A 15219-nucleotide genomic window follows, 5' to 3' on the forward strand; every position below is an offset into this window, starting at 1 on the left:
GTATGTCTTGAGATCCTCCTCGAGGAACTTGACTGCGTCGTTCATCTTCGCCTTTGAAGCTGCGACGATGTCTTTTGCTTTGTTTATCATAGCTATGTATTTAGTCTGTGGTTATACGTGTACGAGTGTTCCGACCTTCTCGCCCTTGAGGAGCTTGGTGAGGTTGCCGGTCTGGTTCATGTCGAATACGATGATAGGCATGTTTCCGTCGCTGCAGAGAGCGAAAGCAGTCTGGTCCATCACCTTGAGGTGGTCGTTGATTGCCTTCGCGAAGGTGAGCTCATCGTACTTGGTTGCGGTAGGGTCCTTCTCCGGATCTGCCGTGTAGACGCCGTCGACCCTGGTGCCCTTGAGCAGAGCGTCAGCCTTGATCTCGAGAGCGCGGAGAGCTGCTCCTGAGTCAGTTGTGAAGAATGGGTTTCCGGTGCCGCCTGCGATGAGTGCGACGCCGCCGTTCTCCATAACCTTGACTGCATCGTCCCTCATGTAGTAGCGTGCCACCGGCTGCATCGGGGTCGCGGTGAACACCTCTGCCTCTACGCCCTGTGAGCGGATTGCCATCGCAAGGCCGAGGGAGTTGATCACTGTGGCAAGCATGCCCATCTTGTCGCCGTTCACGCGGTCGAAACCTTTTCCTACGCCCTGGAGGCCACGGAAGATGTTGCCGCCGCCGATGACGATACCGACCTGCAGTCCAGCCTTCACGGCATCTGCGATCTCGATCGCATAGCGCTCAAGCCACTTTTCGTCAATACCTTTTCCGGCAGGGCCTCCGAGGCTCTCGCCGCTGAGTTTTAGAAGTACTCTCTTATACATCGTAATTAGTGATTATCAGGAGAACAAAATTATCGGAAAATTATGAAACTTGCAAGAAACAACATATATTTGCATCTGATATTGGTTAATCGAAAATACTTAAAGACATGTTTATATTCAATTCATCAATCGGAAAGAAGTTCATCCAGAGTATCAGTGGTGCTTTCCTCATCATCTTCCTTCTCCTTCACGCTACTATCAACTTCTTCTCTGTAATCGACTCGTTTACAGGTAAGTATGGTGTTGCTGCAGCTGACGACAAGCTCTTCTCTGCAGGTGACGGTCTCTTCAAGCTCGGTTGTGACTTCATGTCAACTCCAGTGATCAGCATCATGGTCCCTGTCCTCGCTCTCGGTTTCCTCGTACACATCATCTATGGTATCTGGCTTACCGTTACCAACATCAAGGCTCGTGGCGGTTACAAGCGCTATGAGGTTGCCAGCAAGGCAAAGACCGATTCTTGGTCATCAAAGAACATGTGCGTTCTCGGTGTCGTAATCCTCGGTTTCATCGCTTTCCACCTTACCCATTTCTGGGCTAAGATGCAGCTTCCTGAGATGTTCGGCATCGGTGAGGCAGAGAACAATCCTTATCTCCTCCTCAACGCAACCTTCGGTCAGTGGTGGTGCGCAATCCTCTACATCATCTGGTTTGCAGCCCTCTGGCTTCACCTCAACCACGGTTTCTGGAGCATGCTTCAGACTGTAGGATTCAACAACGCAATCTGGTTTAAGAGACTCAAGGTCCTCAGCGTAGTCGTTTCTTCAGTTATCTGTCTCATGTTCGTGACTGTTGCAATCAATGCACTCATCCAGGCTTGCTAACAAGCACTAGAGAATAAAACGAAAAGGCTGCATGAGAAATCAGGCGGCCTTTTTTTAAGCACTAAAGGAATGGTAGTCGGAATCATAGGACTCGGCCTCATCGGAGGTTCGATGGCCATAGAACTCAAGCGCAAGGGCTTTGCCGAAACGGTTCTCGGAGTCGAGAACGACCCTGTGAATGCGTCAGCGGCGGAGAAGATCGGTCTCGTGGACCAGGTGGTCTCATACGATGAGTGCGTGGATAGGAGCGACCTCGTCGTCGTTGCGGTGCCGGTGGGTGCTGCGACACGCTTGCTCCCGGACATTCTTGACAAGTTCGAGAAGAACGCCCGTGGCCAGGTCGTCATCGACGTATGCTCGACCAAGGAACAGATGCTCAGGACGGTCTACTATCATCCGATGAGAAGGAGCTATGTGGCTTCGCATCCTATGGCAGGTACCGAGTACAGCGGCCCATGGGCAGCGATGCCGGGCCTTTTCGACGGTCGCGCGTGCATCATCTGCAATGCAGAGGAGTCCGACCCTAAGGCCGTGAACCTCGTCGAGAAGCTCTATGCGGAGCTCAATATGAGGACCATCCATATGAACGCTTCCAACCACGACGTGCACACAGCCTACGTCTCCCACATCTCCCATGTCACCTCGTTCGCGCTCGCGCTGACCGTGCTCGACAAGGAGAGGGACGAGAAGCACATCTTCGACCTCGCATCGGGAGGTTTCTCCTCTACCGTCCGCCTCGCCAAGAGTAGCGCTGACATGTGGGTCCCTATCCTCACCCAGAACAGGGAGAACGTGCTCCATGTGATCGACACATATATTGAAAAGATGAAGTCCTTCCGTCAGGCCATCGAGGACTATGACGAGGACAAGGTCCGTGAGCTCATCACGGATGCAAACAAGATAAAGAGAATCATTAGATAGCTATGGCAAAGAAACTTGATTTGGTCCCACTCAACGACTGGGGCTTCTTCCATCTTCCTCCACGTCCATGCGTGATCGCCGGCCCATGCAGCGCCGAGTCAGAGGAGCAGATCATGGAAACGGCAACGCAGCTCAAGGCATTCGGAATAAATGTGTTCCGTGCAGGTATATGGAAACCCCGTACCCATCCGGGATCTTTCGAGGGCGTCGGTGCTCCAGGTCTGGCATGGCTCAAGAGGGTCAAGGACGAGCTCGGTCTGAAGGTCTGCACCGAGGTTGCGAACGAGAAGCATGTGTATGAGTGTCTCAAGTACGGAATCGACATGGTGTGGATCGGTGCGCGCACATCTGCGAACCCATTCCTCATGCAGGAGATAGCAGAGGCCCTCAGGGGAACTGACATCCCTGTGCTTGTGAAGAACCCTGTCAACCCTGACCTCGACCTCTGGATAGGTGCGCTCGAGCGCCTGAACAATGCAGGTGTGAAGAAGCTCGGCGTCATCCACCGCGGTTTCTCTACCTACGAGAAGATCAAGTATCGTAACCATCCCCAGTGGCAGATCGCCATCGAGCTCCGCGGACGCTATCCGGAGCTTCCTTTCTTCTGCGACCCATCGCATCTGGCCGGAAGCAAGGACTATCTCGCAGAGGTTTCCCAGACAGCCATGGACCTTGGTCTCGAGGGTCTCATGGTCGAGTCGCATTGCGACCCGAGCTGCGCACTCAGCGACGCGAAGCAGCAGCTCAAGCCAGCTGAGCTCGAGCATCTTCTCTTCCATGAGATCGTCGTTCGTGACAAGGATACCGAAGACGAGTCCTACAAGCAGAACATCGACCAGCTCCGTGCACAGATCGACGTGATAGACGACAACCTCCTCTACACTCTCGGACAGCGTATGAGGGTCAGCCGTCAGATCGGTCAGTACAAGAAGGACAACAACATCGCCGTCGTTCAGGCATCACGCTGGGATTCCCTCCTCAGCAAGGTTGTCGAGAAAGGCGCTGCCGCCGGACTCCCTGAGGAGTTCGTCACTGCTGTCTTCAATGCCATCCATGAGGCCTCTGTAAAGGCCCAGGGTGAGATTATTTCAGGAAAGACTGAAGAGTAATACGGAATTCATCCTTCTCCTCATCGCTGAGGAAAGCGACTTTGATAGGCGCCCGGAACAGTCTCTGCTTGACTGAGTCGGGCGTCTTTGCGCAATCCTTGACCCTCTGGCTGTCCTTCTCCGTGGTGGCGATGACGGCGGTAGGGGAGGCTGCGGATGCTGCCTTGACGGACATCATGTCGCGGTCTGTGTACTTGTGGTGGTCAGGGAAGGTCAGGTGACGCACTACCTTGTAGTTGTCGCTCAGGTACATGCGCAGCGGCTTGTCGTCGGCGATGCCGGTGAAGAGTATGAGCCTCTTCGAGTAGAGATACCTGCTCTCGCTTTCGGGGAACACGGGCTCGAGGTCGCAGTATACGATCTTGGTGAAGAACACCTTCTGGTTCTCCTTTAGTCCGAGGTCGCGTATCCACTGGTCCTTCTCCTCCTGCTCCATGTATGCGGGACATTTGGTGACTATCACGATGTCAGCCTCGTAGAGCCTCTCGGGAAGGTCGCGAAGGCGTCCCACGGGCATGAGGTGGTCATTGAAGACCGGACGGTTGTAGTCTACGAGGACTATTGATACGGTTGGTTTGAGGTTCCTGTACTGGAATGCGTCGTCGAGGATGATGATGCTTGCAGGCTCAAGGTTCTTGTCCTTGCACTTACGTGCCTTCTTCTCGGTCTGGAGAAGCTCCGGGTGACAGAGATAGCGGCAGCCCTCATTCCTGTCCTTGTCGACGGCGACTGTGACGAAGGGGAATTTCTTCTTGATCTGGAGCGGCTCGTCTCCGTACATGGCTGCGGTTCCGTCGACGGTGACCTGCTGGAAGCCCTTGGTGTCTCTCTTGTATCCGCGAGAAAGGACTGAGATGTTGGTGCCTTTCCATCGTGGGTCCGCCATCAGGGTGCGGAGTATCATCTCGGTGTGTGGAGTCTTTCCCGTACCGCCCACGGCCACGTTGCCGATGCAGATGGTCGGAACCTCTGCGGTCTGGGACTTTCGCATGCCTGAATTGAACATCGCATGCCTGGTCTTCAATGTGAGGAAGTATGGGAAGAGGAGGGTCTTGTCAAGCAGTTTCGTTTTCATCTATGATTCATGTCGCCAATCATGCAAAGATAATCAAGATGATTCAAAACGCCGCCGAAAATTTCTTGAAATTGCGGCTAGAAGCCGTATATGCTCTTGGCTTCCGGAGGTACTTCGTCTCCCCAGCGGACGGCTATGCCGTCCAGGGTGGAGTAGAGTTCCTGAGGGTCGTTCAGGGTCACGAGCTTGAGCCTTGTCTCCTTGAAGTCGGGAAGACCCTTGAAATAGCAGCTCAGGTGCCTGCGCATCTCGAGCACGCCGACCTTCTCGCCCTTGAGCTCGAGGGAACGTGCAAGGTGGCGCTTGGCGAGCTCGACCCTTTCGGTCACGCTCATCTGCGGAAGCATCTCGCCGGTGTCGAGGTAGTGACGCATCTCGCGGAATATCCAAGGGTGACCGTAAGTCGCGCGGCCCACCATCACGGCGTCGACCCCATACCTGTCGAAGGCAGCCTTCGCCTTCTCCGGGGAGGTGATGTCTCCGTTACCTATAATAGGTATATGCATGCGCGGGTTATTCTTGACGGCTCCGATGAGGGTCCAGTCGGCCTCTCCGGTGTACATCTGCTGACGTGTGCGGCCGTGTATGGTGAGGGCCTGGATGCCCACGTCCTGCAGGCGCTCCGCGAGCTCGACTATGATCTTGGAATCGTCGTCCCAGCCGAGCCTGGTCTTCACGGTCACCGGCTTGTTCACGGCCTCTACCACCGCCTTTGTGATGGCGACCATCTTGTCCGGCTCCTTCATCATTCCCGAACCTGCGCCGCGACCTGCGATCTTCTTGACCGGGCAGCCGAAGTTTATGTCGACGAGGTCGGCTCCGTGGCCGCCCACTATCTCTTGTGCGCGCTCGGCGAGCTTCGCAGACTCGACCATGGCCTCGGGTATGTTTCCATATATCTGGATTCCGACAGGGGCTTCCTCCTCGAAGGTGAGGAACTTCTCGAACGATTTCTTGGAATCATGGACCAGTCCGTCGGAAGAGACGAACTCGGTGTAGACCATCGATGCGCCGAACTCCTTACATATATAGCGGAAGGACGCGTCGGTCACGTCCTCCATGGGCGCCAGCATCAGCGGCCTGTCCCCAAGATCTATGCTTCCAATCCTCATAAAACGCTGCAAAGTTAAAAATTTTGTCAGAATAGAAAAAATTGCTACCTTTGCAGCCCTCTATGGATTATAGGGAACGCAACAAATTTAGTATTAACCATTTAAAAGATCAAGACAGTGGAAACACAAAGCTACAAGTCAGTCTTCGCAAACCCAAAGACTGTAACAAAGGGCTGGGTTGTCATTGACGCTACCGACGTAGTGCTTGGTCGTCTTGCATCAAGGGTTGCCCTCATCCTCCGTGGTAAGGACAAGCCTTATTTCACCCCTAACCAGGATTGCGGTGATAACGTTATCATCCTCAATGCTGACAAGGTGAGACTCACTGGCAAGAAGATGACCGACAGGGTGTATGTCCGCCATACTGGTTATCCAGGTGGTCAGAGATTCACCACTCCGAAGGAGATCTTGGCAAAGAAGCCTACCGAACTCGTAAGGATGTCCATCAAGGGCATGCTTCCAAAGAACCGTCTTGGTGACAAGCTCATCAACAACCTTTACCTCTATCAGGGAAGCGAGCATCCTCATCAGGCGCAGAATCCTAAAGTTATCAAGTTGAACGAAATTTAAGCAGAGCAATGAAAGTAGTAAACGCCCTTGGAAGACGTAAATCAGCAGTCGCTCGTGTTTATCTCGTAGCAGGCAAAGGTAATGTGACCATCAACGGCCGTGACCTCAATGAGTACTTCAAAGAGGATGCTCTCCGTTACATCGTCAACCAGCCATTTGCAGAGACTGCTACCGAAGGTCAGTTTGACGTTAAGGCCGTTCTCGACGGTGGTGGAATCAAAGGACAGGCAGAGGCTCTCCGTCTCGGTATCGCTCGCGCACTTTGCGAGGTAGATAAGGAGGCTTATCGCTCAGCACTCAAGTCTGCAGGTTTCCTCACCCGCGATGCACGCGAGGTCGAGAGAAAGAAGCCTGGTCAGCCTGGTGCACGTCGCCGCTTCCAGTTCAGCAAGCGTTAATCGCCTGACACTGATTTACAAGATTGCACGATCCGGTTTGAAACTGAAGGACCCAAGTGGACGGTGCGAACCATCCCTGGCTGCCTGATAGTTGCCGAGATTGCGAAAAATCCAGGAGACCGGCCAGGCCGCTACTCCGGATTGATGAAAGAGTTTTTAACAAAACAAACAAAACAAAAATGTCTAGAACAAATTTCCAGGAACTGCTTGATGCAGGTGTTCACTTCGGCCACTTGGCTCGTAAGTGGAACCCTAAGATGGCTCCATATATCTTCGACCAGAAGAATGGAATCCACATCATTGACCTGCACAAAAGTATAGTGAAGATCGACGAGGCGGCAAGCGTAATGAAGCAGCTTGCTCGTTCAGGTCGCAAGATCCTCTTCGTCGCAACAAAGAAGCAGGCTAAGGACATCGTAGCCGAGAAGGCAGGCGCTGTCAACATGCCATACGTGACAGAGCGTTGGGCAGGTGGTATGCTTACCAACTTCCCTACCATCCGCAAGGCTGTCAAGAAGATGAACACCATCGACAAGATGATTGAAGATGGTACTTTCGACACTCTCGCAAAGAGAGAGCGTCTTCAGATTACCCGTCAGAGGGCTAAATTGGAGAAGAACCTCGGTTCTATCAAGGACCTGAGCCGTCTTCCTTCAGCACTTTTCGTAGTAGACGTACAGAAAGAGGCTAACGCCGTTAAGGAACCTAACCGCCTCAACATTCCGGTTATCGCTATGGTTGATACATGTTGCGATCCTACTCCGATTGACTATGTGATTCCGGCAAACGACGATGCTGCAAAGTCTATCGCCCACATCATGGACGTTCTTTGCGCTGCAGTCGCTGAGGGACTCGACGAGAGGAAGCTCGAGAAGGACAAGGAAACTCCAGAGGTAGAGGAGAACGCGCCAGCAACTGGCAAGAAGCTCCGCGCCCGCAAGTCTGCCCCTAAGGCAGAGGAAGCTCCTGTACAGGAATAATAACTTTAACAGAAGATACAAGAATGGAAATCAAAGCCGCTGACGTAATGAAATTGCGTCAAATGACCGGTGCAGGTATGATGGATTGCAAGAAGGCTCTCGTTGAGGCTGAAGGCGATTACACCCGTGCACAGGAAATCATTCGCGAAAAAGGTAAGCTCGTTGCTGCAAAGCGCGCTGACCGCAATACCACCGAGGGCGCTGTACGTGCAAACGTTGCAGGTAACAAGGCTGTAATGGTCTGCCTCGGTTGCGAGACCGACTTCGTATCCAAGAACGCTGAGTTCCAGGCACTCGCTGATGCAGTTCTCGCAGCAGCAGTTGCTAACTACCCTGCTGACGCAGAGGCTCTCAAGGCTTGTGCAATGGCTGACGGTAGGACTGTGGAAGAGGCTATCACTGCACAGACCGGTAAGACTGGTGAGAAGCATGAGCTCGTAGGCTACGCTCTCATCGAGGCTCCATACGTAGTTTCATACGTACACGCTCTCAACGGTAAGCTCGGTGCTATCGTAGGTTTCAACAAGGAGGTTCCTGCTGAGCTCGCTAAGGGTGTTGCAATGCAGGTCGCTTCTATGAACCCTGTATCTATCTCTGCTGCTGACTGCCCTGCAGAAGTAGTTGAGAAGGAGCGCCAGGTTGCTATCGAGAAGACCAAGGAGGAGCAGGTGCAGAAGGCTGTAGATGCAGCTCTCAAGAAGGCTGGCATCAATCCTGCACACGTTGACAGCGAGGATCATATTGAGTCTAACATGGGCAAGGGCTGGATCACTCCAGAGCAGGCTGCTCAGGCTCGTGAGATCAAGAAGACTGTCGCTGAGCAGAAGGCAGCTAACCTCCCAGCTCAGATGATCGAGAACATCGCCAATGGCCGTATCGCCAAGTTCTTCAAGGAGAATACCCTCGAGGAGCAGGAGTACCAGATGGGTGATGGCAAGGCTTCTGTAAAGGATTCGATCGCAGCTGTCGACAAGGACGCTAAGATCGTTGCTTTCAAGAGATTCTCTCTTGCTGAATAATTAAAGGCGAAAACCTTACAATATAGAGCCGGTCCGAAAGGATCGGCTCTTATTTTTTTGTGCAAGGGCATAAAATAGACAACCCGCGTCTCACGACGCGGGTTGTCAGCAATTCTAACCTAAAACTTAACCTATGAAAAAACTATTCGACTGGAAATATTATTTCCATGCCGCTTGTGACAAATGTAATACTAATGTTTTAGCAAACAAACCAAATCGGTAAATCTGTCAATACAAATCAACCTTTCGGAAATAGGAAGTGCGGCAAGTTCGTGTGTCCAAGCGATTTCGTGGGGGATATGGTAGGCTGTACCTCCCAATTTGATAACGGGAAGCACGTCTGACCTGACTGAATTGCCGACCATCACAAGCTCCTGTGGAGCCACTCCGTAGCGGGCTCCGAGTTCGATATAGCTTTCTTCGTCTTTTTCGACCATTACCTCTATTCCCGCGGAAGTACTGCTCATTCTCCCAGAGCGTGTCGTCAGCGTCGATGAATATGTACTTATTCTTCTGCTGGCTGCTCATTTGCCTTGGTGTCAGGCTTGATGGTGATGATCCTCACGTCCCTTACAGGGCGGTCGCGATAGTCGGTAGGAACGCTGGCGATCCTGTCGATAACCTCAAGGCCGTTGATGGTCTCACCGAAGATGGTGTACTCTCCGTCGAGCTGGAGACAATTCATCTCGTCCTGTACGATGTAGAACTGTGAGCCGCTTGAAGCCTTCTTAGGATTTGCGCGGTCTCCGATTCGGGCAGCTGCAATGGCGCCTTTCTTATGGTAGTATTCGTTCACGAACTCTGCAGGTATGGTGTAGCCCGGGCCACCCTGTCCGTAGAGATCCACCTTGCTGGTGTCCCTTGTATAAGGATCTCCGCCCTGGATCATGAATCCGTTGATCACGCGGTGGAAGAGGAGGCTGTCGTAAAAATGCTCTGCGACAAGCTTCTCGAAGTTCTCGCGATGCTTAGGGGTCTTCTTGTAGAGCTTGATCTTGATCGTACCCATGTTGGTCACGATGTCGTAGACTGGCTCCTCCACAGATGAGCCTACCTCTACTTCTGTCTGGTCAGCCGCCTCGCTGTCGTTGGTGGCCTTGTTCTGGTTGTGGCATGCCGCAAAGAGGAATGAGCATGCGATGAGAGCTGGGATTATTCTTTTCATGTCTTTTTCGTTATGTCTGCAAATGTACTAATTTTGCATCATGAATCTGAAATCATTATTGAAGGATACGGCAATTTATGGACTCAGCTCGATCGTGGGCCGATTCCTCAATTACCTCCTTGTCCCTCTCTATACGACGAAGATCGCTGCCGAGAGCGGCGGTTACGGTATCGTCACCAATCTCTATGCATATACTGCGTTCTTCCTGGCCCTGCTCACCTTCGGAATGGAGACGACGCTCTTCCGTTTCTCAAACAAGGACGGAGAGGACGCCGACCGCGTGTATGGCACGACGCTGAGGCTCGTCGGGGGAGTGGCGCTGACCTTTGTGGTCCTTGTATTTGCCTTCGTGCACCCGATCTCCGCGGCGATGGGATATGCAAACCATCCGGAATATGTGGCCTGCATGGCCGCCATCGTCGGGCTTGATGCCTTCCAGGCCATCATGTTCTCGCGCCTGAGACAGCAGCACAAGCCGATAAAGTTCATGGTCCTCAAGTTCGCGTTCATCATCCCGAACGTCCTGCTGAACCTCTTCCTCTTCCTCGTGATGCCGCTGATGTTCCCGTCTTTCCCTGCATTGGAGCAGATGTACGTGCGCTTCGACTATGGAGTCGGCCTGATCTTCTTCGTCAACCTCCTCTGCACGGCTATGGTGACCTTCGGATTCTGGAAGGAGCTTCAGGGATTCAGGTACAAGTTCGACGCAGCCCTCGCAAAGAGGCTTCTCAAGTATACATGGCCGCTTCTTATCTTCAGCCTCGTCGGCATACTCAACCAGGTTGCGGACAAGATGATATTCCCTAAGCTCATGCCGGGCGATGAGGGACGGGTACAGCTGGGAATCTACGGTGCTTGCGTCAAGGTTGCCATGATCATGGCACTCCTAACCCAGGCCTTCCGCTATGCCTACGAACCGATCGTGTTCAGCGGTAGCAGGGACAAGAACAGTCCCGAGACCCTGTCCGAGGGAATGACCTACTTCGTGGTCTTCACCGTCCTGGCCTTCCTCGGCGTGATGTTCTACATGCCTATACTCAAGTTTCTGGTCGGTAGCAGCTACAGGGAGGGACTCGCGGTCGTTCCTGTCGTGATGCTTGCCGAGATATTCATGGGAATATACTTCAACCTTTCCTTCTGGTACAAGCTCTCTGACCAGACCCATTGGGGCGCCATCATGAGCGCGGTCGGAGCGGGTACGATGATACTTGTGAACATACTCTTCGTTCCGAGAATCGGTTACTGGGCATGCGCATGGGGCGGCTTTGCCGGCTACGGCGTCGCCATGCTGCTGTGCTACTTCATCGGCCAGAGGAAATATCCTATCCCTTACGACATGAAGAGCATTGGGCTCTTCGTCGCACTTGCGGCTCTGCTATACGCTGTATCATGGGCCATCGGCAGATTCACCGGCGTCGGCGAGATTCTCCAGATGGTCATCAACACCATACTCATCCTCCCTTATCTGGGACTCATGTACATACTCTTATGGAAGAAAAGGGCAAACTCTATCTGATTCCATCGCCGCTGGGCGAGAATGACCCGGGCGAAGTGATTCCGGCTCCCGTTTTGGAGTCTCTGGCGGGCTTCAAGACCTTCGTGGTAGAGGAAGTCCGCACGGCGCGCAGATACCTCTCAAAGGCCGGTTTAAAGGGCCATATCGGCGAATTGGAGTTCTATGAGCTGAATGAGCATACGGACAACGCGACCATCGAGGGCTATGTGCGACTGTTCGATCATGGTAACAACGTCGCTCTCATCTCCGAGGCGGGTCTTCCTGCGGTTGCGGATCCCGGTGCGCAGCTGGTCGCACTCTGCCATCGTTGCGGAATCGAAGTGGTTCCGGCTGTCGGTCCGAGCTCTCTCATGCTTGCTCTCATGTCCTCTGGACTCAACGGCCAGTCATTTGCTTTCTGCGGCTATCTCCCGGCCAAGACCGACGAGCGTCGCGCAAAGCTCAAGAGCATAGAGAAACTCTCCTCGCAGCACCGTCAGACCCAGATATTCATCGAGACCCCGTATCGCAACGACGGCATGATGGCAGACATCCTGAGCGTCTGCGGCGGCAATACCCGCATCTGCGTGGCGGCGAACATCACGATGCCGGATGCGTACATAAAGACGAAGACCGTCTCCCAGTGGAAACAGTCTCCGATCAGCATAGGCAAGCGCCCATGCGTATTTCTTCTGCTCGCCTAGATGAGCATCAGCATTATCATCTGAGCTGATATCACACGAATGAATACGGCGAGGGGGTAGACGGTGGCATAAGCCTCGGATGCCTCCTCGTCTGTCGTTACGGAACTTGCGTAGGTGAGCGACATAGGGTTTGCCATCGCTCCGCAGATCACGCCGGCGTTCTGTGCATAGTTGAGCTTGCCCCACTTCTTGCCGATGATGGCGCAGAGGAAGGTCGGTACTATCGCAATGAAGAGACTGATGATGACCCACATGAGGCCCTTGAGGCAGAGTATGGTAGGGAAGAAGTCAGCTCCGGCGAAGAATCCCAGGCAGGCCAGGTAGATCGTGATTCCCATCTGGCGCAGCATGAGGTTCGCACTTCTTGTGCTGAAGGTCACGAGGTGGAAGCGTGGTCCGAATGCACCCATCAGGATACCGATGATGATAGGACCGCCGGCGATTCCGAGCTTGATCGGTGTGCTCATTCCGGGAACAGCGATAGGAATCATTCCGATGATGATACCGACCACGATGCCGATGAACACGGTCACGAGGTTAGGGTTGCGGAGATCCTTCTGCTCGTTTCCGAGAATCTCGCCGACCTTCTCTACCGCCGCTTCCTCTCCGACCACGGTGAGGCGGTCTCCGAGCTGGAGTCGGAGGCTCTGGTAAGGAATGAGCTCCACACCTGCACGGTTCACGCGGGTGATGTTGATCGAGAGCGTGCTGCGGAGATGGAGCGAACCTATCTTGACTCCGTTGAGGGAGCTCTTCGACACGAGTATATGCTTGGACACGAGCTTGCTTCCGTCCACGGTGTCCCAGTTGATGTCAGGACGGTTCCAGTCGGTCGACTCGGCAGTACCGAAAACTACCTTGAAGTAGTCCACGTCATCCTTGGCGAGTACGACGAGCAGGTGGTCGTTTTCCTGAAGTACGGTATCGGAAAGTGGGAAGGTGACCTTTCCGTCGCGCCACACGCGGGAGATGGTCATGTGCTTCTCGCTCATCTTGGCAATCTCTGCGATGGTCTTGCCGAAGATCGCAGGGTTGCTGACGCGGAACTCGCAGATGTAGGTGGTGTTGGACGCGTCGGCCTTGTGGCTGTCGTCCTTTCTGTGGACCATGAATCTCATCATGATCAGGCAAGCCAGCACTCCGATCACGCCGCATGGATATCCGACCGCGCATGCGGTTGCCATGCCGTTGGCGATGTCATGCTGCTCGGGATGCACGTCGAGAAGAGCCTGCTGCGCGGCACCCAGCATAGGGGTGTTGGTGGCCGCACCGCTGAGCAGTCCCATCGCGTCAGGAAGGGTGATCCTGGTGAAGCTATAGAGGACCAGCGTAGCCGCCGTGGTCATCACTATCGCGAGTATGGCGTAGAGGTTGAGCTTGATTCCGCCCTGCTTGAGGGAAGGGAAGAAGCCCGGGCCCACCTGCACTCCGAGGGTGTAGGTGAAAAGGATGAGACCGAAGTTCTGCGCGACTATCAGCATGTTCGATTCGACGGAGATGCCGAGTCTCTCGCAGATGTCACCGAATATGATTCCGGCGAAGAATACGCAGGTGACGCCGAGCGAGATGCTCTTGATCTTGATCTGGCCGAGCGCGAGCCCTATGCCGCTGATGAGGGACAGCAGAATGATGGCCTGGAGATATCCAGGTACGGTAAATATGTCAGTTAACCAATGCATGTCAATAGAGGAAATATCCGGCGGCTCCTGCGCCGATGATTATCAGAATCGGGCTTAATTTGGTCCACATCGAAAGCACGAATGCCACCGCGAAGAGAGCCCAGCTCTTCCAGTCGATGAAGTTTTCCGGGGTTATGAGCACCACCGCTGCCGCACCTATGAGACCGACTACCGCAGGACGGAGGGCCGACATTACTCCGGCGAAGACGCCGTTGCTCCTGAGTTTCTCGTAGAGGCGCACGATGGCCATCATTATGAGGAAGGATGGCAGCATAATCGCGAAGGTGCTGGCGAGCGAGCCGAGTACACATACCCACTCTGCTGCGCCTTGCGCCTGGACGACGCTGTATCCAACGTATGTCGCCGTGTTGATTCCAATCGGTCCCGGGGTCATCTGCGAGATCGCAACGATGTCGGTGAACTGGGCCTCGGTGAGCCAACCGTGTACGGACACCACCTGACTTTCGATCAGGGAGAGCATCGCATAACCTCCGCCGATGGTGAAGGCTCCGATGACGAAGAAGGTCCAGAAAAGCTGCAGGAAGATCATGCCTTACCTCCTTTCTCCTTGTGGAACATGATTGCGGTCGCGATGATGATGGTGACGAGCAATATGTATATAGGTGAAACCTTGAGGAAGGCTACGAGCGCGAGGGCGGCGATGCTGAGCACCCATGTCCACCAGCTTTTGTTCGCCTTGCGGGCCATCTCTATCATTGGGACTACGATCAGCGCGACTACGACTGGGCGTATGCCCTTGAACATTCGTATCACGGTCTCGTTGTCCTGGTAGTTGCTGAAGAACATGGCAATCAGCAGGATGATCAGGAAAGGAGGGGTGCAGCTTCCGAGGGTCGCGGCCACGGCTCCCTTCCATCCTCTGATGCGGTAGCCGGCGAAGATGGAGGTGTTCACCGCGAGAAGCCCGGGCGCCGACTGAGCGATCGCAAGTATGTCCGGGAACTCCTCCTCGGCTATCCATCCTTTGCCGCAGACAGCCTCCTTAATGATTGGTACCATGGCATATCCGCCGCCGATCGTGAATGCCCCGACCTTCGCGAAAACGCCGAAAATACGTATGAGACTGACCTTTTCCTGTTCCATTTCGGTGGCAAATGTACTCATTCTGAAAAATTTTCTAAAAAAATACGAGAAAAATTTGGAGAGAAAGATTTTGTGCGTATCTTTGCAGCCCGTTTGAGAAACAACGGAAGTTCATTGAAAAGACTGGAAGAACAAGTACAAGCAAGTACCGAAAAAGAATCTGTAACAGATAAATTCGAGAAGCGTCATTTCTAATTGGAAATTGATAAGTCAAGGAATCAAGCTAAGAACTATAATTATTATACAAT

The 15219-nt window shown here is 53.5% G+C and carries 16 protein-coding genes; 9 read left to right on the forward strand and 7 right to left on the reverse strand.

The window, feature by feature from the left end; all coding sequences use genetic code 11:
- Window positions 1-111 precede the first annotated feature (111 nt).
- A complete protein-coding gene (pyrH, locus tag AC06ND_RS02445; RefSeq protein WP_475677421.1) occupies window positions 112-822 on the reverse strand; it encodes a UMP kinase in 711 nt (236 codons plus the stop codon).
- A 101-nt stretch (window positions 823-923) separates the two neighbouring features.
- Here pyrH and AC06ND_RS02450 point away from each other — a divergent pair, with 101 nt between their 5' ends.
- The 3 genes from AC06ND_RS02450 to AC06ND_RS02460 are packed head-to-tail and all read left to right on the forward strand — an operon-like array spanning window position 924 to window position 3670.
- A complete protein-coding gene (locus AC06ND_RS02450; RefSeq protein WP_475677407.1) occupies window positions 924-1640 on the forward strand; it encodes a succinate dehydrogenase cytochrome b subunit in 717 nt (238 codons plus the stop codon).
- A 27-nt stretch (window positions 1641-1667) separates the two neighbouring features.
- On the forward strand, window positions 1668-2561 hold the full coding sequence (locus tag AC06ND_RS02455; protein WP_475677422.1) for a prephenate dehydrogenase: 894 nt from the start codon (window positions 1668-1670) through the stop codon (window positions 2559-2561).
- Window positions 2562-2563: 2 nt separating this feature from the next.
- The gene (locus AC06ND_RS02460) at window positions 2564-3670 is read left to right on the forward strand and encodes a chorismate mutase (RefSeq protein ID WP_475677408.1); all 1107 of its coding nucleotides are present in this window, start codon (window positions 2564-2566) and stop codon (window positions 3668-3670) included.
- On the opposite strand, the gene lpxK is transcribed toward AC06ND_RS02460, so the two are convergent.
- Both lpxK and dusB read right to left on the reverse strand, forming a co-directional pair.
- Window positions 3645-4745 carry a tetraacyldisaccharide 4'-kinase gene (gene lpxK, locus AC06ND_RS02465; RefSeq protein WP_475677409.1) on the reverse strand — a complete coding sequence of 367 codons (1101 nt, stop codon included), beginning with the start codon at window positions 4743-4745 and terminating at the stop codon, window positions 3645-3647. The two genes, AC06ND_RS02460 and lpxK, sit on opposite strands and share 26 nt — an antisense overlap.
- 77 nt (window positions 4746-4822) lie before the next feature.
- A complete protein-coding gene (gene dusB, locus AC06ND_RS02470) occupies window positions 4823-5857 on the reverse strand; it encodes a tRNA dihydrouridine synthase DusB (RefSeq protein WP_475677410.1) in 1035 nt (344 codons plus the stop codon).
- A gap of 117 nt (window positions 5858-5974) precedes the next feature.
- On the opposite strand from dusB, the gene rplM reads away from it, so the two are divergent.
- The 4 genes from rplM to tsf all read left to right on the forward strand — a co-directional run bounded on the left by rplM (window position 5975) and on the right by tsf (window position 8824).
- Window positions 5975-6427: a 50S ribosomal protein L13 gene (gene rplM / locus AC06ND_RS02475; RefSeq protein ID WP_475677411.1), complete on the forward strand. Its 453-nt coding sequence runs from the start codon at window positions 5975-5977 to the stop codon at window positions 6425-6427.
- An 8-nt stretch (window positions 6428-6435) separates the two neighbouring features.
- Complete coding sequence (gene rpsI / locus AC06ND_RS02480; protein ID WP_475677412.1) at window positions 6436-6825, forward strand: 30S ribosomal protein S9; 390 nt, start codon at window positions 6436-6438, stop codon at window positions 6823-6825.
- 179 nt (window positions 6826-7004) lie between these two features.
- Window positions 7005-7805, forward strand: coding sequence for a 30S ribosomal protein S2 (gene rpsB, locus AC06ND_RS02485; protein ID WP_475677413.1), 801 nt, complete (start codon window positions 7005-7007; stop codon window positions 7803-7805).
- Between the two features lie 23 nt (window positions 7806-7828).
- On the forward strand, window positions 7829-8824 hold the full coding sequence (gene tsf / locus AC06ND_RS02490; protein WP_475677414.1) for a translation elongation factor Ts: 996 nt from the start codon (window positions 7829-7831) through the stop codon (window positions 8822-8824).
- 505 nt (window positions 8825-9329) lie between these two features.
- Here the strand turns inward: tsf and AC06ND_RS02495 are convergent.
- Window positions 9330-9989 (reverse strand): peptidylprolyl isomerase, encoded by a 660-nt coding sequence (locus tag AC06ND_RS02495; RefSeq protein WP_475677415.1) that lies wholly within the window; start codon window positions 9987-9989, stop codon window positions 9330-9332.
- Between the two features lie 40 nt (window positions 9990-10029).
- On the opposite strand from AC06ND_RS02495, the gene AC06ND_RS02500 reads away from it, so the two are divergent.
- The gene (locus tag AC06ND_RS02500; protein WP_475677416.1) at window positions 10030-11505 is read left to right on the forward strand and encodes a lipopolysaccharide biosynthesis protein; all 1476 of its coding nucleotides are present in this window, start codon (window positions 10030-10032) and stop codon (window positions 11503-11505) included.
- Window positions 11478-12188, forward strand: a complete 711-nt coding sequence (locus AC06ND_RS02505; protein WP_475677417.1) for an SAM-dependent methyltransferase — start codon at window positions 11478-11480, stop codon at window positions 12186-12188. Before AC06ND_RS02500 ends, AC06ND_RS02505 begins: the two co-directional genes overlap by 28 nt.
- Here AC06ND_RS02505 and AC06ND_RS02510 read toward each other — a convergent pair.
- From AC06ND_RS02510 to AC06ND_RS02520, 3 genes are read right to left on the reverse strand one after another with little or no spacing between them, the layout of a single operon-like run.
- The gene (locus tag AC06ND_RS02510; RefSeq protein WP_475677418.1) at window positions 12185-13867 is read right to left on the reverse strand and encodes a putative transporter; all 1683 of its coding nucleotides are present in this window, start codon (window positions 13865-13867) and stop codon (window positions 12185-12187) included. The genes AC06ND_RS02505 and AC06ND_RS02510 overlap by 4 nt on opposite strands.
- A gap of 1 nt (window position 13868) precedes the next feature.
- Window positions 13869-14417, reverse strand: a complete 549-nt coding sequence (locus tag AC06ND_RS02515) for a chromate transporter (protein ID WP_475677419.1) — start codon at window positions 14415-14417, stop codon at window positions 13869-13871.
- Entirely contained in the window at window positions 14414-14971 is a 558-nt protein-coding gene (locus AC06ND_RS02520; protein WP_475677420.1) for a chromate transporter, read from the reverse strand. The genes AC06ND_RS02515 and AC06ND_RS02520 overlap by 4 nt, the downstream gene beginning before the upstream one ends.
- Window positions 14972-15219: the final 248 nt, after the last annotated feature.

The organism is Candidatus Cryptobacteroides sp. (assembly GCF_056207615.1).

Bases quoted from the DNA above. Each gene is read 5' to 3' on its own strand.
- AC06ND_RS02450 (WP_475677407.1), top strand. From the start codon at position 924: ATGTTTATATTCAATTCATCAATCGGAAAGAAGTTCATCCAGAGTATC.
- AC06ND_RS02510 (WP_475677418.1), bottom strand. From the start codon at position 13,867: ATGCATTGGTTAACTGACATATTTACCGTACCTGGATATCTCCAGGCC.
- AC06ND_RS02460 (WP_475677408.1), top strand. From the start codon at position 2,564: ATGGCAAAGAAACTTGATTTGGTCCCACTCAACGACTGGGGCTTCTTC.
- rpsI (WP_475677412.1), top strand. From the start codon at position 6,436: ATGAAAGTAGTAAACGCCCTTGGAAGACGTAAATCAGCAGTCGCTCGT.
- AC06ND_RS02520 (WP_475677420.1), bottom strand. From the start codon at position 14,971: ATGGAACAGGAAAAGGTCAGTCTCATACGTATTTTCGGCGTTTTCGCG.
- lpxK (WP_475677409.1), bottom strand. From the start codon at position 4,745: ATGAAAACGAAACTGCTTGACAAGACCCTCCTCTTCCCATACTTCCTC.
- AC06ND_RS02505 (WP_475677417.1), top strand. From the start codon at position 11,478: ATGGAAGAAAAGGGCAAACTCTATCTGATTCCATCGCCGCTGGGCGAG.
- dusB (WP_475677410.1), bottom strand. From the start codon at position 5,857: ATGAGGATTGGAAGCATAGATCTTGGGGACAGGCCGCTGATGCTGGCG.
- AC06ND_RS02495 (WP_475677415.1), bottom strand. From the start codon at position 9,989: ATGAAAAGAATAATCCCAGCTCTCATCGCATGCTCATTCCTCTTTGCG.
- rpsB (WP_475677413.1), top strand. From the start codon at position 7,005: ATGTCTAGAACAAATTTCCAGGAACTGCTTGATGCAGGTGTTCACTTC.
- tsf (WP_475677414.1), top strand. From the start codon at position 7,829: ATGGAAATCAAAGCCGCTGACGTAATGAAATTGCGTCAAATGACCGGT.
- AC06ND_RS02500 (WP_475677416.1), top strand. From the start codon at position 10,030: ATGAATCTGAAATCATTATTGAAGGATACGGCAATTTATGGACTCAGC.
- AC06ND_RS02515 (WP_475677419.1), bottom strand. From the start codon at position 14,417: ATGATCTTCCTGCAGCTTTTCTGGACCTTCTTCGTCATCGGAGCCTTC.